Raw genomic sequence first — 20,066 nt, 5'->3', positions numbered from 1 at the left:
GTGGTGTCGAAAGATGCCGCTCAGAAGGCCAACATGTCCGAATCGTCTTGCGCGGCTGCGGTGACTTCGAGCACTTCCGGTGCGATTTCGGGCAGCACCGAACCGAAGCGAGCATGCGCCTCGCGAACCGGCGCGAACGAACGCCGATGATGCACGCACGGCCCGTGTTCGCGCAGCGCCTTCAGATGCTGCGGCGTGCCGTAACCCGAATGCACGTTGAAGCCATACATCGGATGCACGTCGTGCAGTTCGACCAGCATGCGGTCGCGCGTGACTTTCGCGAGAATGGACGCCGCCGAAATCTGCTTGATGAGCGCGTCGCCGCCGATGACCGCTTCCGCGCGGATCGAGAGCGTCGGGCAACGGTTGCCGTCCACCTTCACGAGCGTCGGAGCGACGGACAACCCTTCCACCGCGCGCTTCATCGCGAGCATGGACGCATGCAGGATGTTGATGGTGTCGATTTCATCGACGCTCGCCGACGCAATGCAATACGCCAGCGCCCGGTCGACGATCTTCTCGTACAGTTCCTCGCGACGCTTCGCGCTCAGCGCCTTCGAGTCGTCGAGCCCGTTGATGCGTGGTTTAGCGGGATCGAAGATCACCGCCGCCGCGACCACCGGTCCGGCCAGCGGACCACGACCCGCTTCGTCGACGCCGCAGATGATGTCGAGCGGGGAACTGAAATCGAGGCCGGGCTGGGTGAGTTGCCTTGACGCCATTACCGGGGTCTCCGCGTGTCGAGCACCCGCGCCACGGCCTGTGCCGCCTTCTGCGACGTATCCTGGCGCAGCGCGATGTGCATCTCGGTGAAGATGTCCGTCAGCGTACGGCGGTTCGCGTCGTCGTTCAACTGTTTCAGCGTCGCGTCCGCGAGCGCCTCGGGCGTCGCGAAATGCTGCAACAACTCCGGCACGACGAAGCGTCCGGCGAGAATGTTCGGCAGGCCCACATACGGCAGATAGCCCTGCCGCTTCATGATCTGGCCCGTGAGCCAGGGCACTTTGTACGAGATGACCATCGGCTTCTTCAGCAGCGCGGCTTCGAGCGTGACCGTGCCGCTCTTCACGAGGATCGCGTCGGCGGCGGTCATCGCGCGCTGGGCGTTGCCGTCGGTGATCGTCAGTGCAAGGTTCGGATGCGCATCCACGAGCGGCCGCAGCAACTCGCGCAACGCCGGATTCGCGGCCGGCATCAGGAAACGCACGCCCGGCTCGCGCTGCTGCATCAGCTCCATTGCGTCGAAGAAGGTCGGGCCGATCAGCGCGATTTCCGAACGCCGGCTGCCCGGCAGCACGGCAATCACCGGGCCGCCCGTCGCGATGCCGAGTTCACGGCGCGCACCCTGCGTATCCGGTTCGAGCGGGATCTCGTCGGCGAGCGGATGGCCGACGTAGCTCGCCGCCACGCCCGCCTTCTCCATCAGCGCCGTTTCGAACGGGAATACGCAGAGCATGTGATCGACGGCCTTGACGATCTTCTTGATGCGCCCGCCGCGCCACGCCCAGATGGACGGACAAACGAAGTGAATGGTGGGAATGCCGGCTTCGCGTAGCGGCTGTTCCAGGCCGAAGTTGAAATCGGGCGCATCCACGCCGATGAACACCGACGGCGGCTCCGCCAGCAGTTGCCGGCGGATCTCGTTGCGGATGCCCAGAATCTCGGGAATGTGCTTCAGCGCTTCGACATAGCCGCGCACGGTCAGCTTGTCCATCGGCCAGTGCGCTTCGAAGCCTTCGGCCGTCATGCGCGGGCCGCCGATGCCGCTATAGCGCGTGCCTTCCGGCAGCGCGCCCTTCAGGCCCTTGAGCAGCGAGGCCGCCAGCAGGTCGCCGGACGGCTCGCCGGCGACCATCGCGACGCGCGGCGGAAGGTTGAACGGGGTCATCGGGCGGCGGTCTAGCGGATGATGCCGCGCTGCGAGGCCGCGATGAAGCCGGCGAAGGCCTTGACCACCTCGTCGCCCTCGCCGCCCGCGGCGCCGAGATCCTGGAGCTGCGACTTGGCTTCCTCGAGCGACAGGCCGCTCTTGTAGACGATGCGATAAGCCGAGCGCAGCGCCGAAATGGCGTCCGGCGTGAAGCCGCGGCGGCGCAGCCCTTCCACGTTGATGCCGTGCGGCTCCGCCTTGTTGCCCGCCGCGATCACGAACGGCGGCACGTCCTGCACGAGCGCCGACGCGCCACCGAGCATCGAATGCGCGCCGATGCGCACGAACTGGTGCACGCCCGACATGCCGCCGATGATCGCGTGATCGCCGACGATCACGTGGCCCGCCAGCTGCGCGTTGCTCGACATGATGACGTTGTCGCCAAGCCGGCAGTCATGGCCGACGTGCACGTAGGCCATGATCCAGCAGTCGCTGCCGATGGACGTCAGGCTCTGGTCCTGCACCGTGCCGGTATGCAGCGTCGTGAATTCGCGGATGGTGTTGCGGTCGCCGATTTCGAGACGGGTCGGCTCGCCCTTGTACTTCATGTCCTGCGGACGGCCGCCGATCGACGCGTAGTGGCCGATGCGATTGTCCCGGCCGATGGTCGTATGGCCTTCGATCACGCTGTGCGAGCCGACCGTCGTGCCGGCGCCGATCACGACGTGCGCGCCGACGATCGCGTACGGTCCGATCTCGACGGACTCGTCGAGCTGAGCGCCCGGCTCGATGATCGCGGAGGGGTGAATCTTGCTCATGCGCTGTTCGCCTATGCTGTTCGTGCTGCTCGTTTCTCTGACGCGGATGACGCCCGTGCGCTCAGGCGTCCGTGGTCTTCACGGTACACATGAGTTCGGCTTCGGCGGCGGTCACGCCATCCACTTCGGCGCGCGCCTTGAACTTCCAGATGCCGCGCATGTAGCGCTCGAAAGTCACGTTGAGGATCAGCTGGTCGCCCGGTTCCACCACGCGCTTGAAACGCGCGCCATCGATGCCGACGAAGTAGTACAGCGTGTTGGTCGGATCGTGCGGCTCTTCCGCGAAGGTCAGCAGCGCCGCCGTCTGCGCGAGCGCTTCGAGAATCAGCACGCCCGGCATGACCGGACGCGTCGGGAAGTGGCCCTGGAAATACGGCTCGTTGATCGTCACGTTCTTCAACGCTTTGATGCTCTTGTGCGGCTCGAGTTCGAGCACGCGGTCCACGAGCAGGATCGGGTAGCGATGCGGCAGCAGCGTAAGGATCTTGTGGATGTCGAGATTGATTTTTTCTGTGCTCATGGTCGTTCTGCTCACGCGCGGGTCCCGCGTGGAAATGGGATGGCGGGCCGTCTGCGACGCCCGCCCGGATTGCTGTGTCTCTTGCCGGGTCCAGTCCGGCGGTTCGGACCGGCCCGCTTTTCGATTCTGCCGCGGCCGAATGTTACGTTCGCCGCGGGATGCCGCTTGCTTCGCTCAAGCGCCGCGCTCGTCGCCCTGCTTGCCTGCGCCGGCGAGCGCGCTCTCCAGCGCCTTGATGCGCTCGCGCATCTTGTCGAGATTGCGCATGATGGCGGCGCTCTTGTTCCAGTCCGCGTGCGGCACGGCCGGGAAGGCGCTCGTGTACATGCCAGGCTTGAGCAGCGACTTCGAGACGCCCGACTGCGCCGTGACGATCACGTAGTCCGCGAGCGTCACATGTCCCGCGATGCCCACGGCGCCGCCGATCATGCAATGCCGGCCAATGTTCGTGCTGCCCGCGATGCCCGCGCACCCGGCAATCACCGTGTACGCGCCGATGCGGCAGTTATGGCCGATCTGCACGAGATTGTCGATCTTCACGCATTCCTCGATGACGGTGTCCGCCATCGCGCCGCGATCGATCGTGGTATTCGCGCCGATCTCGACGTCAGCCGCGATCTTCACCGCGCCGACCTGCGGAATCTTCACCCAGTTGCCGGTGCGGGCCTCGCCTTCGCCGGTGAAGTCCGGGGCAAAGCCGAAGCCGTCCGCGCCGATCACCGCGCCCGCGTGCACGATCACGCGCGCGCCGAGCGTGCAGCCGTGATAGACGGTGACGTGGGGATACAGATGCACGTCGTCGCCGAGCGTGACGCGCTGGCCGACGGTCACGCCGGCATCGAGCTTCACGCGCTCGCCGATCACCGCGCCCGCCTCGACCGTCACATGCGGTCCGATCACGGCGCTGGCCGCGACCTGCGCGGCGGGATCGACATACGCGCTCGGATGCACGCCGGGCACGGCCTTCGGCGTGGCCAGGTCGATGAAGGCCTGCGCCACGCGGGCGAAGTAAGCGTAGGGGTTCGGCGTGACGATGAAATTACTGCCCGCGCGATTCGTCACTTTCTCGAGATCGGCGTGCGAAATCAGCACGGCGCCCGCCTGGGTCGTCTCGACCTGCGGAAGATACTTCTGGTTCGCGAGAAACGCGAGCTGGGTGGAATCCGCCTTGTCGAGCGGTGCGAGACTCCCGACGCGGTGCGCCCCGTTGCCGGCCACTTCTCCGCCGAAGCGCTTCACCAGTTCGTCGAGCGTGATCGCCATGCCTGATGCCATCTCCTCTCAGTCCTCGTCAGTTCGGGCTGGTGCCGCTCGCGCCCGTGCCGTTCGAATTCGCCGCGAGCGCCTTCAGCACCTGATCCGTGATGTCGATGCGCGGGCTGACATACACCGCCTCCTGCACGATCAGGTCGTAGTGCTGCTGTTCCGCGATCTGCTTGATGACCTTGTTGGCCCGGTCCAGCACGGCCGCGAGTTCTTCATTGCGGCGCTGGTTCAGGTCTTCGCGGAACTCGCGCTGCTTGCGCTGGAAATCCGCGTCGGTCTGCGCGAGGTCGCGCTGGCGGGCGGCGCGGTCGGCCGGGGCCATCGACGCGCCGTTCTTGTCGATGTTGTCCGACATCGCCTTCAGGCGCTGCGCCATGTCCTGCAGCGCCTTGTCGCGCTTGGCGAATTCCTGCTCCAGCTTCGACTGGGCGGCCTTGGCCGCCGCCGATTCGCGCAGGATGCGGTCCGAATTGACCGCCGCGATGCGCGCTTCCTGCGCGCTCGCGCCAGCGGCGGCGCCCAGGCCGAGAACCAGCGACAACGCAAGCGCCAGTGCCCTGTGTTTCGCAAGCTTACCGGTTCGCAAAGTGTTCCTCACGTTACGTCGAATTGAGTGAAGTTCGGGTTCATCGACACGCCGCTTAGAAAGCCGTACCGATCTGGAACTGGAACTTCTGGTACTGATCGCCTTCATGCTTCTGCAGCGGGAAACCCAGGCTCAGCTTGAGCGGGCCGATCGGCGAAATCCACGCCAGACCCACACCGTAGCCGTAGCGCAGGCCGTTCGCGCCGCTGGTCGTGCCGCCCTGGCCCGGGTCGCCCCAGACGTTACCGGCATCGAGGAAGGTGAACACGCGCAGCGTACGGTCATAGCCCGTGCCCGGCAGCGGGAACGTCAGCTCGATATTGCCGACCGCCATGCGCGAGCCGCCGATCGGATCGTTCGTGGTGGCGTCGCGCGGACCCAGCGAGCTCGGCGAGTAGCCGCGCACCGAACCGATACCGCCCGCGTAGTAGTTCTTGAAGATCGGGTACGTCTGGCCGTCCAGCCCCTTGCCGTAGCCGCCCTGCAAGTTGAAGCCGAGCACGAAGCCGCGCGCGAACGAGTAGTAATACTGGAACTGCGCGTCGAACTTCGCGTACGTGGTGTTGCCGATCGGCGTGCCGTATTCCGCGTTCGACTGCAGGTAATAGCCGCGGCTCGGCACGAGGGCGCTGTCACGATTGTCGCGCGACCAGCCCACCGTCAGCGGATAGTTGTTCACCACCCGGCCGAACTCGTTCACGTAGTTCGTGTAGGCCTTCGGCGTGGCGGCGTCCAGGTCCATGGTGTTCTGCTCGGCGCCGACGCCGAAGAACACCGTGTCCTGCTCCGAGAACGGAATGCCGAACTTCGTGTCCGCGCCCATCGTCACGATCCGGAAGCTCGAATCGGTCGAGTAGTACAGCGGCTGGTAAGTACGGTAGTACGCGTCGGTAATGCGCTTGATGCCGTCGATGGTGAAGTACGGATCGACCTGCGTGACCGTCAGCGTGCGGTAGGTCTTCGCGGTGTTCACGTTCACCGAAAGGCTCGTACCGGAACCGAACACGTTGTCCTGCGAGACGCCCGCCGACAGCACCACCTTGTCCGTCGACGAGAAGCCCGCGCCCAGCGTGATGGCGCCGGTCGGCTTTTCGGCCACCTTGACGTCCACGTCCACCTGGTCGTTCGTGCCTTCGACCGGCACCGTGGCCACGTCCACGTCCGTGAAGTAGCCGAGACGGTTGATACGGTCCTTCGAGAGCGCGAGACGGCTCGAATCGAACCACGAGCTTTCCAGCTGGCGCATTTCGCGGCGGACCACTTCGTCGCGCGTGCGGGTGTTGCCGACGATGTTCACGCGCCGCACGTACACGCGGCGGCTCGGGTCCACCTGCAGCGTCAGCGCGACGGTGTGATCCTTCTGGTCGATGTCCGGCTGCGCGTTGACCTGCGCGAACGCGTAGCCGTATTCGCCGAGCTTGTCGACGATCGACTTCGTGGTGGCCTGTAGTTTCTCCGCCGAGAAGCGGTCGCCCGGCTTGATCTTCACGAGCTTCTTGAGCTCGGCTTCGCGGTCGAGCAGATTGCCCGACAGCTTGACGCTGCTGATCTTGTACGGCTCGCCTTCATGCACGGCGATCGTCAGGTACATGTCCTTCTTGTCGGGCGAGATGGACACCTGCGTCGAGTCGATGCTGAACTCGAGATAGCCGCGGTTCAGGTAGTACGAGCGCACGTTCTCGAGGTCGCCCGTGAGCTTTTCCTTCGCGTAGAGGTCGCTCTTCGTGTACCAGGAGAACCAGTTCGGCGTGGAGAGCTGCATTTCTCCCAGCAGCGTGCTCGAACTGACCGCCTTGTTGCCGACGAAGTTGATCTGGCGGATCTTCGCGCTCGGACCTTCCGCCACCGAGAACAGGATGGCCACGCGATTGCGGTCCACCGGCGTCACCGTGGTGGTCACTTCCGCCGCGTAGTAGCCGCGCGTCAGGTATTGCCGCTTCAGTTCCTGCTCGGCCTTGTCGACCAGCGCCTTGTCGTACGAACGGCCCTGCGACAAGCCCACCGAGCGCAGCGCCTTCGTCAGGTTGTCCTTGTCGAATTCGTGCAGGCCGGCGAAGTCGATGCTTGAGATGGCCGGACGTTCCTGCACCTGCACGACCACCACGTTCCCTTCCGTGGCGATCTGCACGTCGTTGAAGAAGCCCGTTGCGTAGAGCGCGCGGATCGCTTCGGAGGCTTTGTCGTCGGTGAAGGTGTCGCCTTGCTTGATCGGCAGGTATGCGAACACGGAGCCCGGTTCGATGCGCTGAAGACCGTCGATCCGAATATCCTGCACGACGAACGGCGTGGTGGCGTGTGCCGCCATACCCGTCGCGGCGAGCGCCGCGGCCACTGCCGTCTTAGGAACAAAGCGATGAGGTTTGAACAACGTGCTTCCCCAGTATTTAAAGCTGCATTCGTTCCAGCGGTCGCCCGAGCGACGCCGCCAGAAATTGTCAAAGTGGATCAGAAACGAATCAGACGAGCGAGGTCGTTGAACAGCGCAATCATCGAGAGCGCGACGATGCAGACCAGGCCCGCCCTTTGCAGAACCAGCTGCCAGCGATCGGATACGGCTTTGCCGGTGACAGCCTCAACCAAATAATATAACAGATGCCCACCGTCCAATACCGGAATCGGTAACAAGTTCAACACTCCAAGGCTGATGCTGACGAGCGCCAGAAACGACAAAAACGCCGACAAACCCAGCCTCGCGCTCTTGCCCGCGTAGTCCGCGATGGTGACCGGTCCCGACAGGTTCTTGAGCGACGCCTCGCCGACGATCATCCGCCCGAACATGCGCAGCGAGTAGGCGCTGATGTCCCAGGTGCGGTTCACGCCCAGACGCAGGCTTTCGATCGGCCCGTATCGCACGTTGACCGAAGGCAGCACATTGCCGAGCGCCGCGCCGATCCGGCCGATCTCCTTGCCGGTCGTCGCGTCGTGCTTGAGATCGGGCGTGATCTGGACGGCATCGAGCTTGCCGTTGCGTTCGATGCCGAGCGTCACCGGCTTGCCGCCGTGCGCCTTCACGTAATCGATGAAGCTGGTGGCGTTGTCGACCGTGCGGCCGTCGATGGTGCGCAGCGTGTCGCCGGGCTTGAGCCCGCTCTTCTGCGCCGCGCTGCCCGCTTCCACGGCCGCCACCGTCAGCGTGCCGCCGCCCGGCGTGAAGCCGAGCTTGTCCATGAAGTCCTGATCGGCGTCGGCGTCGGTGATGCCCGTGACGCTCACCGGGAAATCGAAGGTGCCGTCTTTCGTTTTCGCCGACAGCACCACGCGGCGATGATCGAACGCGGCGTCGAGCAGTTTCCAGCGCAGGTCGGACCAGGAGCGGATCGTGTGAGTTTCGCCGCCCGACGCGTCGCGCATCGCCAGCACGGTTTCGCCGCCCTCGAAGCCCGCGCGTGCGGCGGCGGTGTCCGGCGCCGGCTGCGAGACGATGGCCGCGGGCTCGGTGACGCCGGCCGCGAACACCGCGGAAAACAGCACGATGGCCAGCAGGAAGTTGGCGATCGGGCCTGCGGCGACGATCGCGATGCGCTTGGCGACGCTCTGACGGTTGAACGCGCGCGGCAGGTCTTCGGCGGGAATCTTCGTGCCGCTGTCGGGATCGACCTCGCGCTCGTCGAGCATCTTCACGTAGCCGCCCAGCGGCAGCGCGGCGATGGTCCACTCGACGCCGGTCTTCTTGCTGGTCCACTGCACCAGCGGCTTGCCGAAGCCGACGGAAAAGCGCAGCACTTTCACGCCGCACCATCGCGCGACGCTGTAGTGACCGAATTCGTGGACGACGACGAGCACGCCAATCGCGACGACGAAGGCGACGATTTCGGTCAGAAAGTTCATGACGGCCTCAATGGGCGATGGGTTCGGCGCCTGGCGCGCTCGCGGTGAGCTCTGCGACGAAACCGGAGGCAAGACGGCGTGCGTTCGAATCGGCGGCGAGGACGTCGTCCAGCGACGCGGCGCTCGTGTTCGGCAGCGCATTCAGCACGCGCTCCACGACCTCGCCGATGGCCATGAAGCCGATGCGGCGCTCGAGGAACGCTTCCACGGCGATCTCGTTCGCCGCGTTGAGCGCGGCGCTGGCGATGCCGCCCGCCTCCAGCGCCTCGATGGCCAGCGCGAGACACGGGAAACGCTTGAAATCGGGCTTTTCGAACGTGAGCGTGGCGATCTGCGCCAGATCGAGCGGCATGACGCCCGAATCGACCCGGTCAGGATACGCCAGCGCATGCGCGATGGGCGTACGCATGTCCGGATTGCCGAGCTGCGCGAGCACCGAGCCGTCCGCGTAGGAGACCATCGAATGGATCACGCTCTGCGGATGGATCAGCACCTCGATGCGCGAGCCGGGAAGATCGAACAGCCAGTGCGCCTCGATCACTTCGAGGCCCTTGTTCATCATCGTCGCCGAATCGACGGAAATCTTGCGACCCATCGCCCAATTCGGATGCTTGACGGCTTCTTCCGGCGTCACGTTGACGAGCGATGCGGGTTCGCGGGTGCGGAACGGACCGCCCGACGCCGTCAGGATGATCTTCGAGACGCCGCCGTGCAGCTTGGCTTCCTTGTCCGCGCAGGGCGGCAAGCACTGGAACACGGCGTTGTGCTCGCTGTCCACCGGCAGCAGGATGGCGCCGTTGTCGCGCACGGCATCCATGAAGATCTGGCCGGACATCACCAGCGCTTCCTTGTTGGCCAGCAGGATGCGCTTGCCTGCGCGCGCCGCCGCGAGCGTGGGCGCGAGGCCGGCCGCGCCGACGATCGCCGCGACCACGGTGTCGCACTGCGACGCGCGGGCCACTTCCACCAGCGCCTCGGGACCGTGCGTGACCTCGGTCCTGCAGCCCTCGGCGCGCAAGGCGGACGCCACGCGCGCGGCCGTGTCGGCGTCGCCGACGACCGCCACTTCGGGCTGGAACCGGAGGCACTGCGCGATGAGCTTGTCGCCGTTGCGGTGCGCGGTGAGCGCATGGACCGAGAAACGGTCCGGGTGCCGCGCCACGACGTCGAGCGTGCTATCGCCGATCGAGCCCGTGGAGCCGAGCAATGTGAGACGTTTTTGCATGAATTCTTCTCTAGCCGATTAGCCGAGCATGAGCAATGCGATCGGCAGAACAGGCAACAATGCGTCGATGCGGTCGAGCACACCGCCGTGGCCCGGCAGCAGGCCGCTCGAATCCTTGACGCCGGCCTGGCGCTTCAGAAGCGACTCGAACAAGTCGCCGATCACGCTGAACGCGACCAGCACGCTGAGCGCGACGAACGCGCGGTCCCAGCCGAGACGCTCCGCGAAGGCCGTGAATACGGTGGGCGCGTAAAAACCGGTGGTGGCGGCGAGCGCGCCGATCACGATGACGGCCAGCCAGCCGCCGATGGCGCCTTCCCAGGTCTTGCCGGGGCTGATCGACGGGGCGAGCTTGTGCCGGCCGATGGCTTTGCCGGCGAAGTATGCGCCTATGTCAGCCAGCCAGACTACTAGCAGAAGCGATAGCACGAAGGCCACGCCGCGGATACGGGCGTCGACGACGGCGTGCCAGCAGGCGATGAACACGACGATGCCGGCGAACAGCAGGAACGCGCGCCAGGCGCCGGCGGCGAGCGCGGGCTTGCGGATCAGCGCGTACGGCCCGGCGAGCACCCAGAAGATGGCCGCCATCTGGTACAGCGGCTTGCCCGCCACGCCGAGCCAGGCGCTGAAAATCAGCGCGAGACCCGCGACCACCGCGTAGGCGACCGGCCCGGCGCCGTTCAGCTTCAAGAGACGCCCCCACTCCCACGCCGCGAACACCACGACGAACCCGATCAGGGTGGCGAATCCGCCGATCGGCGCATACAGCGTGACCGGCACGAGAATGGCCAGCAGAACGATTGCCGTGATGACACGGGTCTTTAGCATGAAAGGGTGTCGGCCTTCTGCGATTGGGATTCGACCTGTGCGCTGGTGCGCCCGAAACGGCGCTCGCGGCCGCCATACGAGGCGATCGCGCGGTCGAGCGCGGCGGCGTCGAAGTCGGGCCAGTAGGTATTCGTGAAGTGGAACTCGGTGTACGCGAGCTGCCACAGCAGGAAGTTGCTGATGCGCTGCTCGCCGCCGGTGCGGATGAACAGGTCCGGCTCCGGCGCATAGGCCATGGCGAGATGCTGGGCGAACGATTCGTCGTCGACGCGCGCGGGCACGCCGCTCTCCAGCGATTCGGCGATGAGCTTTTTAGTGGCCTGCATGATGTCCCAGCGCCCGCCGTAGTTGGCGGCGATGGTCAGCGTGAGGCGGGTGTTGCGGGCCGTCTTGGTCTCGGCGCGCTGGATCAGCGCGCGGATGCGGTCGTTGAACATCGAGGTGTCGCCGACGACGCGCAGGCGGATGCCGTTCGCGTGCAGCTTGCCGATCTCGCGCTCCAGCGCGGTCACGAAAAGACGCATCAGGAAGGAGACTTCGTCGGTCGGACGGCGCCAGTTCTCGGAACTGAACGCGAACAGCGTGACGAACTCGACGCCGCGCAGCGCGCAGCTTTCGACGGTCGCGCGGACCGCATCGACGCCGCGCGTGTGACCGGCGACGCGCGGCAGGCGCCGCTCGGTCGCCCAACGGCCGTTGCCGTCCATGATGATCGCGACGTGACGCGGTACGGCTGCGACATCGGGCACGGTAACGGTAGAGCTGGTATAGGTCATGGCCGCTGAATCTTGAAATCTGAAGGAGTGAGAGCCGGCCTCAATGTAAGACGCCGAGGCCGGCGGGACCGTTCCTGCGGCCTCACACCGTCATGATTTCCGCTTCTTTGGTCTGCACGAGCTTGTCGATCTCGGCGACGAACTTGTCCGTGAACTTCTGGACTTCGTCGCTGGCGCGGCGCTCGTCGTCTTCGGAGATTTCCTTGTCCTTGACGAGCTTCTTGAGCTGGTCGTTCGCGTCGCGACGCAGGTTGCGCACCGCAACCTTGGCGGTTTCGCCTTCGCTCTTGACGACCTTCGTCAGCTCGCGGCGGCGCTCTTCGGTCAGCGCGGGCATCGGCACGCGGATCAGGTCGCCCTGCGTCGCCGGATTCAGGCCGAGATCCGATTCGCGGATCGCCTTCTCGACCACCGGGACCATCTTCTTTTCCCACGGCTGAACGCCGATGGTGCGGGCATCGACGAGCGTCATGTTCGCGACTTGCGAGATGGGCACGTTCGAGCCGTAGTAGTCGACCTGGATATGGTCGAGCAGGCCAGTATGGGCACGGCCCGTACGGATCTTCGCGAGATCGGCCTTGAATGCCTCGATCGACCGTTGCATCTTCTGGTCGACGCCCTTTTTGATGTCAGCCACACTCATTTGAACCTCCAAACCTGAGTTTTACCTGCAATAGCGGCGCCTGGCGCGCAGGGCCCGAGCCACCGCGCGCCGCGCCCGATATTGCGAGAGTTTACACGTGGACGAGCGTCCCTTCGTCGTCGCCCTGCACGATGCGCTTGAGGGCACCGGGCTTCGTGATCGAGAACACGCGGATCGGCAGCTTCTGGTCGCGGCACAGCGCGAAGGCGGTTGCGTCCATCACCTGCAGATTCTTGCCGATGGCTTCGTCGAAGCTGATCGTGCTGTAGCGCGTTGCATGCGGATCCTTCTTCGGGTCGGCGGAGTATACGCCATCGACCTTGGTGGCTTTCAGCACTACTTCGGCGCCGACTTCCGAACCGCGCAGCGCCGCCGCCGTGTCCGTCGTGAAGAACGGATTGCCCGTGCCGGCCGCGAAGATCACCACCCTGCCTTCTTCGAGCTGGCGGATGGCGCGCGGGCGGATATACGGCTCGACCACCTGATCCATGCGCAGCGCCGACTGCACGCGCGCCTCGATGCCGGCGTGGCGCATCGCGTCCTGCAGCGCCAGCGCGTTCATCATCGTGGCGAGCATGCCCATGTAGTCGGCCGTGGCGCGGTCCATGCCGGCCGCACCGCCCGCGACGCCGCGGAAGATGTTGCCGCCGCCGATGACCACCGCCAGCTGGGTCCCGATCCGCACTACCTCCGCGATGTCCGCCACCATCCTTTCGATTGTTGCCCGATTGATGCCGAAGGCATCGTCGCCCATCAGGGCTTCGCCGGAGAGTTTGAGGAGTACGCGTTTGTAGGCTGTGGGCATATGAGGTTCCGATCGCGCCGAGGAGGGTTGCAACAACGTAGAACTGTAGGGGTGAAACAATATTTACTGCAAGCGGCCCGGATCGGGCGGCGGGCGCGGAAGACGAGGGTTAACCCTGATCTGCCGCGCCCGCCGCACGATGCGAACCGGAGCGCTGAAAGTGGACGGCGGTGCAACCGCCGCCGGTCCAGCCCGCGCGACGAACGGTCGCGCTATTTCAGCAGATGCTCCTTATCAGTGCCTTAAGAGCACCGCCTTACGACTGCTTGGCCGCCGCAACCTGCGCCGCGACTTCGGCAGCGAAGTCGTCCTGACGTTTCTCGATGCCCTCGCCCACCACGAACAGCGCGAACTTCTGCACCGACGCGTTGCTGGCCTTCAGCATCTGCTCGATGGTCTGCTTGTCGTTCTTCACGAACGGCTGGTTCAGCAGCGAGACTTCCTTCAGGTACTTCTGGACCGAACCGTCGACCATCTTCGCGACGATTTCAGCCGGCTTGCCCGACTCGGCGGCCTTCTGCTCGGCGATGCTGCGTTCCTTGGCGATCAGGTCGGCCGGCACTTCGTCCGACGACAGCGAGACCGGCTTCATCGCGGCGACGTGCATGGCGACGTCCTTGCCCACTTGCTCGTCAGCGCCCGTGAAGTCGACCAGCACGCCGATACGCGTGCCATGCAGGTACGAAGCAATCTTGTTGGCGGATTCAAACCGCACGAAACGGCGGATCGAGAGGTTTTCGCCGATCTTGCCGACCAGCGCAAGGCGCACGGCGTCGACCGTCGAGCTTTCGAGCGGCAGCGCCGACAGCGCGGCCACGTCAGACGGGTTTTGCTTGGCGACCAGTTCGGCGATGGTCTTGCCGAAGGCCAGGAAATCGTCGTTCTTCGCGACGAAGTCGGTTTCGCAGTTCAGCTCGACCAGCGCGCCCACGTTGCCGTCGACGAACGCCGAGACGATGCCTTCAGCCGTCACGCGCGATGCCGCCTTGCTCGCCTTGTTGCCGAGCTTCACGCGCAGCAGCTCTTCAGCGCGCGCCATGTCGCCGTCGGCTTCCGTCAGCGCCTTCTTGCATTCCATCATCGGCGCGTCGGTCTTCGCGCGCAGTTCTGCCACCATGCTTGCGGTAATTGCCGCCATCATTCGCTCCTTGAGTCTGTTTGATACGTGCCGCAGGCCTTACGGCTCGCCCACGGCAGGAAAAATAGGCAGGTCCAGCGGCCCGGCTAAAAAAAAGGGGCCTTTCGCAAAGCCCCCTTTCTTGTCGGCCACAGGGCTCGATTACGCCTGTTCGTTGACCTCGACGAACTCGTCGCCTTCGCCGCTGCGCACGGCCTGGACCACGTCGTTCACCGCGTTCGCGCGGCCTTCGAGGATCGCGTCGGCCACGCCTTCGGCGTACAGCGCGACGGCCTTCGACGCGTCGTCGTTACCCGGGATCACGTAGTCGATGCCTTCCGGCGAGTGGTTCGTGTCGACCACGGCGATGACCGGAATGCCGAGCTTCTTGGCTTCGGTCACGGCAATCTTGTGGTAGCCGACGTCGATGACGAACATTGCGTCCGGAATGCCGCCCATGTCCTTCACGCCGCCGATCGACTTTTGCAGCTTGACCATTTCGCGTTCGAACAAAAGGGCTTCCTTCTTGCTCATGCGCTCGGTTTCACCCGATTCCAGCGCCGCTTCCATGTCCTTCAGGCGCTTGATCGACACTTTCAGGGTCTTGAAGTTGGTCATCATGCCGCCGAGCCAGCGCGCATTGACGAACGGCATGCCGGCGCGTGCTGCTTCCTGGGCGATGGTGTCGCGCGACTGGCGCTTCGTGCCGACGAAAAGGATCGTGCCGCGGTTGGCTGCCAACTGGCGCACATACTTCAGCGCGTCGTTGTAGAGCGGCAGGGTCTTTTCGAGGTTGATGATGTGAATCTTGTTGCGATGACCGAAGATGTACGGGGCCATCTTGGGATTCCAGAAGCGGGTTTGGTGACCGAAGTGGACACCGGCTTCCAGCATTTGACGCATCGTGACTGCCATGAAATTCTCCGCGAGGGTTGGGTCTTAAGCCGGCTGCCGCATCCTGCGCCCGGGTGGCGAAATTCGCCTGACGGGCGCCGGACACCCTGGGTGCGCCGGCTTGCGATTCGACTTGATTGACTTGACTGGTGAAACTGGGGTGAAACTGATCTCCAAGCCTTGATCGCTGCATTACCGCTGGCATTGTTCCGGAGAACCGTGACGCTGCCATGGATGTGGATCAAGACTTAGCTCGTGAGTATAGCATGTGAGGATTGATCGGCTCAAGCCGCCTGTCAGGCGCCGAAGGCATGGCGACTCGACGTGGCGACTCGACGTGGCGACCCGGCCCGACGCCTTGCCGCTGCGCCATCTGCCCCCAAGTATCCGGGTGCGGCACCTTTCCTGAAGTGCGATAATGCCGCTTTGGCGCGCTACGGCCGCCTGAATTGCATCAGAACACGTACGAAATCCGCGTACGCAAGTCATTACACGCACACTCGCGTCCTTCCGAGCCAAGTCATGTCCATTACGCTGAAAAACGACCACGATATCGCGCAGATGCGCGTCGCCTGCCGGCTCGCCAGCGAAGTGCTCGATTTCATCACGCCGCACATCGCGCCTGGCGTGACGACCGAGGAACTCGACCGCCTTTGCCATGAGTACATGCTGAAGGAGCAAGGCACCGTTCCCGCGCCGCTCAACTATCAGCCGCCCGGCTACCCGCCCTACCCGAAGGCCACCTGCATCTCTGTCAACGACGTGATCTGTCACGGCATCCCCGGTGAAAAGGTGCTCAAGAACGGCGACGCGCTCAATATCGACATCACCGTCATCAAGAACGGCTATTTCGGCGACACGAGCCGGATGTTCATCGTCGGCGAGGGCTCGATCCTCGCGAAACGCCTCGTCCAGACGACCTTCGACTGCATGTGGCTCGGCATCGATCAGGTGCGCCCTGGCGCGCATCTCGGCGATATCGGCGCGGCCATCCAGAAGCACGCCGAGTCGCAAGGGTATAGCGTCGTGCGCGAATACTGCGGCCACGGTATCGGCCAGGTCTTCCATGAAGAGCCGCAAGTGCTGCATTACGGCCGTCCGGGCACCGGCATCGAACTTCAGGCGGGCATGATCTTCACCGTCGAGCCGATGATCAACGCCGGCCGCCGCGAAATCCGCACGATGCCCGACCAGTGGACCGTCAAGACGCGCGACCGCAGCCTGTCCGCGCAATGGGAGCACACCGTGCTGGTCACGCCGACCGGCTATGACGTGCTGACGGTTTCGGCCGGCACGCAGGCGCCGTCGCAGCTGATCGCGGCCACCGCCTGAACGCGTTCCACTCTCTCCGGCGCGCGCCGCCACCGCGCAGCGCCGCCCCTTCTCCCGCCCGCCGATCCGAGCCATGAGCGTCATCGCCGTCGCCACGCCCTGTGAAACCCTGCGCGCCGCCTACAAGGCCGCGAAGGCAGCGCTCATCGAGCGCTTCCAGACGACCTCGAATGTCGAGCCGCTGATGCACGCGCTCGGACGCGCCACCGACGACGCCCTCAAAGGCGCCTGGCACGCCTGCGCGATGCCGGACAACGCGGCGCTCGTCGCGGTGGGCGGCTATGGACGCGGCGAGCTCGCACCGTTTTCCGACGTCGACATTCTGGTGCTGCTGCCGGACAGCGCCTCCGACACCGACACCGAGCTCAACGGCCGGATCGAGCGTTTCATCGGCATGGCGTGGGATCTCGGGCTCGACATCGGCAGCAGCGTGCGCTCGGTCGAGCAGTGCATCGCGGAGGCCGCCAACGACATCACGGTGCAGACCTCGCTGCTCGAGGCACGGCGCATCTGCGGCGACACGCGCCTGTACCAGCGCTTTTCGGAGCGCTATCACGAGACGCTCGATCCGCGTGCGTTCTTCCAGGCGAAGGTGCTGGAAATGCGCCAGCGTCACGCGAAGTTCCAGGACACGCCGTACAGCCTCGAACCGAACATCAAGGAAAGCCCCGGCGGCCTGCGCGACCTTCAACTGATCCTGTGGATCGCGCGCGCGGCGGGCTTCGGCAGCAACTGGCGCGAACTCGACACGCGCGGCCTCATCACCGAGCGCGAAGCGCGCGAACTGCGCCGCAACGAGGGCTTTCTGAAGGCGCTGCGCGCACGGCTGCATGTGATCGCGAAGCGCCGCCAGGACATCCTCGTATTCGATCTGCAGACGCCGCTGGCCGAGAGCTTCGGCTTCGAGGCGACCGCCGCCAAGCGCGCGAGCGAACAGCTGATGCGCCGCTATTACTGGGCCGCGAAAGCCGTGACGCAACTGGCGACCATCCTGATCCAGAACGTCGAGGCCCAGCTGTTTCCGTCGACGAGCGGCATCACGCGCGTGCTCAACAGCCGCTTCGTCGAGAAACAGGGCATGCTGGAAATTGCCCGCGACGATGTCTTCGAACACGAACCGCACGCCATTCTCGAAGCCTTCCTGCTGTACGAGCAGACGCGCGGCGTGAAGGGCTTTTCGGCGCGCACGCTGCGGGCGATCTACAACGCACGCGACCTGATGGACCGCGCATGGCGGCGCGATCCGGACAACCGCCGGCTGTTCATGGAGATCCTGAAGCAGCCCGAAGGCATCACGCACGCCTTCCGCCTGATGAACCAGACCAGTGTGCTGGGGCGTTATCTGATCAATTTCCGGCGCATCGTCGGACAGATGCAGCACGACCTCTATCACGTCTACACGGTCGACCAGCACATCCTGATGGTGCTGCGCAACCTGCGCCGCTTCGCGATCGCGGAACACGCGCACGAGTACCCGTTCTGCAGCCAGTTGATGGGCAACTTCGAGCGCCCGTGGGTGCTGTATGTCGCGGCGCTGTTCCACGACATCGCCAAGGGACGCGGCGGCGATCACTCGACGCTCGGCATGGCCGACGCCCGCCGCTTCTGCCGCGAACACGAGCTCGGCCAGGAAGACACGGACCTGGTCGTGTGGCTCGTGCAGCAGCATCTGACCATGAGCCAGGTCGCGCAGAAACAGGACACGAGCGATCCCGAGGTCATCAAGCATTTTGCCTCGGTCGTGCGCACCGAGCGGCGCCTGACGGCGCTCTATCTGCTGACCGTCGCCGATATCCGCGGCACCAGCCCGAAAGTCTGGAACAACTGGAAGGGCAAGCTGCTCGAGGATCTGTTCCGCGCGACGCAAGCCGTGCTCGGCGGCGCCGAGCCCGATGCGCACTCGGAACTGAAGTCGCGTCAGGAAGCGGCGCTCGCGCTGCTGCGGCTCGAAACCGTCCCCGAAGGCGCGCAGAAGCGTCTGTGGGACCAGCTCGACGTCGGCTACTTCCTGCGGCACGATCCCGCCGATATCGCCTGGCAGACGCGTGTGCTCTACCGGCACGTCGAAAGCGACCGGCCCATCGTGCGCGCCCGGCCCTCGCCGATCGGCGCGGCCTTGCAAGTGCTCGTGTACGTGCAGGATCGCCCGGATCTGTTCGCCGGCATCTGCGGGTATTTCGACCGCAATGGCCTGTCGGTGCTCGATGCCCGCATCACGACGACGCGCCATGGCTACGCGCTCGACAACTTCCTGGTCGCGCATCCCGAGCACGATGGCAGCTATCGCGACATCGCGAATCTCGTCGAACAGCAACTGAGCACGCTGCTGACCGACGAGCGCATTCTTCCGGAACCGTCGAAGGGCCGCGTCTCGCGGCTCGTGCGGACGTTTCCGATCACGCCGCGCGTGGACCTGCGTCCCGACGACCGCGGCCAGTACTACATCCTGTCCGTGTCCGCCAACGACCGGCAGGGCCTTCTTTATTCGATCGCGCGGGTGCTCGCGCAACACCGGATCGGCGTGCAGGCGGCGCGGATCAATACGCTCGGCGAACGCGTCGAGGACGTGTTCCTGATCGACGGCAAGAGCCTGTCGAACAACCGCACCCAGATCCAGGTCGAAACCGAACTGCTGCGCGCGATCGCAGCCTGAGAATTTATGCGCGTCAAACTGACAGCCAAACATCCGCGTCCGACCTCGGCCACGCGTTCGCCGGTCCGGACCGGCACCTCCACCGGGCGCAAGCCTGCGCGGCCCGCCGTGCCGGATGAAGCGCGGCCTGCACGTGGGAAGCCGTCGGCCGGGGAGCATCGCGGCGACGCGCCGCGCAAATCGTTCGAAGGCCGGCCGCCGGCGCGTGGCGAGCGTGCTGCGGGCGGTGACGAGCGTCGTCCGTTCAAGCCGCGGGGCGATGATTCGCGTCCGACGTTCGGTGAGCGTGAGCGTGGTCCGCGCAAGTCGTTCGAAGGGCGGCCGCCGGCGCGTGGCGAGCGTGCTGCGGGTGGCGACGAGCGTCGTCCGTTCAAGCCGCGTGGCGATGATTCGCGTCCGACGTTTGGTGAGCGTGAACGTGGTCCGCGCAAGTCGTTTGAAGGTCGCCCGCCTGCGCGTGGCGAGCGTCCTGCGGGTGGCGACGAGCGTCGTCCGTTCAAGCCGCGTGGCGATGATTCGCGCCCGCCATTTGGTGACCGCAAGCGCGGTCCGCGCAAGTCGTTTGAAGACCGCCCGAGTGCGCGTGGCGAGCGTCCTGCGGGCGGTGACGAGCGTCGCCCATCCAAGCCGCGTGGCGATGATTCGCGCCCGCCGTTTGGTGACCGCGAGCGCGGTCCGCGCAAGTCGTTTGAAGGTCGCCCGCCTGCGCGTGGCGAACGTGCTGCGGGTGGTGACGAGCGTCGCACGTTCAAGCCGCGTGGTGATGATTCGCGTCCGGCGTTCGGCGAGCGCGGTCCGCGTAAATCGTTTGAAGGTCGCCCGCCTGCCCGTGGCGAACGTCCTGCGGGTGGTGACGAGCGTCGTCCTTTCAAGCCGCGTGGCGACGATTCGCGTGCTGCGTT

18 protein-coding genes are annotated in these 20,066 nt (G+C 65.2%); 3 read left to right on the top strand and 15 right to left on the bottom strand.

Going from position 1 to position 20,066, the window contains the following annotated elements; all coding sequences use genetic code 11:
* Positions 1 to 20 precede the first annotated feature (20 nt).
* The 15 genes from rnhB to rpsB all read right to left on the bottom strand — a co-directional run bounded on the left by rnhB (position 21) and on the right by rpsB (position 15,200).
* Entirely contained in the window at positions 21 to 722 is a 702-nt protein-coding gene (rnhB, locus tag QCE62_RS06050; protein WP_309915493.1) for a ribonuclease HII, read from the bottom strand.
* Positions 722 to 1,888 (bottom strand): lipid-A-disaccharide synthase, encoded by a 1,167-nt coding sequence (gene lpxB, locus QCE62_RS06045; RefSeq protein WP_309808084.1) that lies wholly within the window; start codon positions 1,886 to 1,888, stop codon positions 722 to 724. The genes rnhB and lpxB overlap by 1 nt, the downstream gene beginning before the upstream one ends.
* A gap of 11 nt (positions 1,889 to 1,899) precedes the next feature.
* A complete protein-coding gene (gene lpxA, locus QCE62_RS06040; RefSeq protein ID WP_309808083.1) occupies positions 1,900 to 2,688 on the bottom strand; it encodes an acyl-ACP--UDP-N-acetylglucosamine O-acyltransferase in 789 nt (262 codons plus the stop codon).
* 61 nt (positions 2,689 to 2,749) lie between these two features.
* Positions 2,750 to 3,208, bottom strand: coding sequence for a 3-hydroxyacyl-ACP dehydratase FabZ (gene fabZ / locus QCE62_RS06035; protein WP_309808082.1), 459 nt, complete (start codon positions 3,206 to 3,208; stop codon positions 2,750 to 2,752).
* A gap of 174 nt (positions 3,209 to 3,382) precedes the next feature.
* Positions 3,383 to 4,471, bottom strand: a complete 1,089-nt coding sequence (gene lpxD, locus QCE62_RS06030; RefSeq protein ID WP_309919657.1) for a UDP-3-O-(3-hydroxymyristoyl)glucosamine N-acyltransferase — start codon at positions 4,469 to 4,471, stop codon at positions 3,383 to 3,385.
* A 28-nt stretch (positions 4,472 to 4,499) separates the two neighbouring features.
* A complete protein-coding gene (locus QCE62_RS06025; protein WP_404987297.1) occupies positions 4,500 to 5,072 on the bottom strand; it encodes an OmpH family outer membrane protein in 573 nt (190 codons plus the stop codon).
* Between the two features lie 43 nt (positions 5,073 to 5,115).
* On the bottom strand, positions 5,116 to 7,428 hold the full coding sequence (gene bamA, locus QCE62_RS06020) for an outer membrane protein assembly factor BamA (RefSeq protein ID WP_309915490.1): 2,313 nt from the start codon (positions 7,426 to 7,428) through the stop codon (positions 5,116 to 5,118).
* Positions 7,429 to 7,505: 77 nt separating this feature from the next.
* Positions 7,506 to 8,888, bottom strand: coding sequence for an RIP metalloprotease RseP (gene rseP / locus QCE62_RS06015; RefSeq protein WP_309915487.1), 1,383 nt, complete (start codon positions 8,886 to 8,888; stop codon positions 7,506 to 7,508).
* A 7-nt stretch (positions 8,889 to 8,895) separates the two neighbouring features.
* Positions 8,896 to 10,113 carry a 1-deoxy-D-xylulose-5-phosphate reductoisomerase gene (locus tag QCE62_RS06010; RefSeq protein WP_309915484.1) on the bottom strand — a complete coding sequence of 406 codons (1,218 nt, stop codon included), beginning with the start codon at positions 10,111 to 10,113 and terminating at the stop codon, positions 8,896 to 8,898.
* 18 nt (positions 10,114 to 10,131) lie between these two features.
* Positions 10,132 to 10,944 (bottom strand): phosphatidate cytidylyltransferase, encoded by an 813-nt coding sequence (locus tag QCE62_RS06005; protein WP_309915481.1) that lies wholly within the window; start codon positions 10,942 to 10,944, stop codon positions 10,132 to 10,134.
* Positions 10,938 to 11,720, bottom strand: a complete 783-nt coding sequence (gene uppS / locus QCE62_RS06000; RefSeq protein WP_309915478.1) for a polyprenyl diphosphate synthase — start codon at positions 11,718 to 11,720, stop codon at positions 10,938 to 10,940. Before uppS ends, QCE62_RS06005 begins: the two co-directional genes overlap by 7 nt.
* A gap of 82 nt (positions 11,721 to 11,802) precedes the next feature.
* The gene (frr, locus tag QCE62_RS05995) at positions 11,803 to 12,363 is read right to left on the bottom strand and encodes a ribosome recycling factor (RefSeq protein WP_309808075.1); all 561 of its coding nucleotides are present in this window, start codon (positions 12,361 to 12,363) and stop codon (positions 11,803 to 11,805) included.
* A 91-nt stretch (positions 12,364 to 12,454) separates the two neighbouring features.
* Complete coding sequence (pyrH, locus tag QCE62_RS05990; RefSeq protein ID WP_309808074.1) at positions 12,455 to 13,168, bottom strand: UMP kinase; 714 nt, start codon at positions 13,166 to 13,168, stop codon at positions 12,455 to 12,457.
* Between the two features lie 256 nt (positions 13,169 to 13,424).
* A complete protein-coding gene (gene tsf, locus QCE62_RS05985; RefSeq protein ID WP_309915475.1) occupies positions 13,425 to 14,306 on the bottom strand; it encodes a translation elongation factor Ts in 882 nt (293 codons plus the stop codon).
* A gap of 141 nt (positions 14,307 to 14,447) precedes the next feature.
* Positions 14,448 to 15,200 carry a 30S ribosomal protein S2 gene (rpsB, locus tag QCE62_RS05980; protein WP_309915473.1) on the bottom strand — a complete coding sequence of 251 codons (753 nt, stop codon included), beginning with the start codon at positions 15,198 to 15,200 and terminating at the stop codon, positions 14,448 to 14,450.
* A 501-nt stretch (positions 15,201 to 15,701) separates the two neighbouring features.
* Here rpsB and map point away from each other — a divergent pair.
* The 3 genes from map to QCE62_RS05965 form a co-directional block, all read left to right on the top strand.
* Positions 15,702 to 16,511: a type I methionyl aminopeptidase gene (map, locus tag QCE62_RS05975; protein WP_309831914.1), complete on the top strand. Its 810-nt coding sequence runs from the start codon at positions 15,702 to 15,704 to the stop codon at positions 16,509 to 16,511.
* A gap of 73 nt (positions 16,512 to 16,584) precedes the next feature.
* Positions 16,585 to 19,164, top strand: a complete 2,580-nt coding sequence (locus QCE62_RS05970) for a [protein-PII] uridylyltransferase (protein WP_309915470.1) — start codon at positions 16,585 to 16,587, stop codon at positions 19,162 to 19,164.
* Between the two features lie 205 nt (positions 19,165 to 19,369).
* Positions 19,370 to 20,066, top strand: a 697-nt coding sequence (locus QCE62_RS05965; protein WP_309915468.1) for a hypothetical protein, incomplete at its 3' end; no start/stop codon positions are given.

Origin of the sequence: Caballeronia sp. LZ033, from assembly GCF_031451265.1 — a bacterium.
GTDB lineage: Bacteria > Pseudomonadota > Gammaproteobacteria > Burkholderiales > Burkholderiaceae > Caballeronia.
Note: the sequence above shows the minus strand (reverse complement) of the source record. Positions and strands in the feature narration are given on the sequence as shown.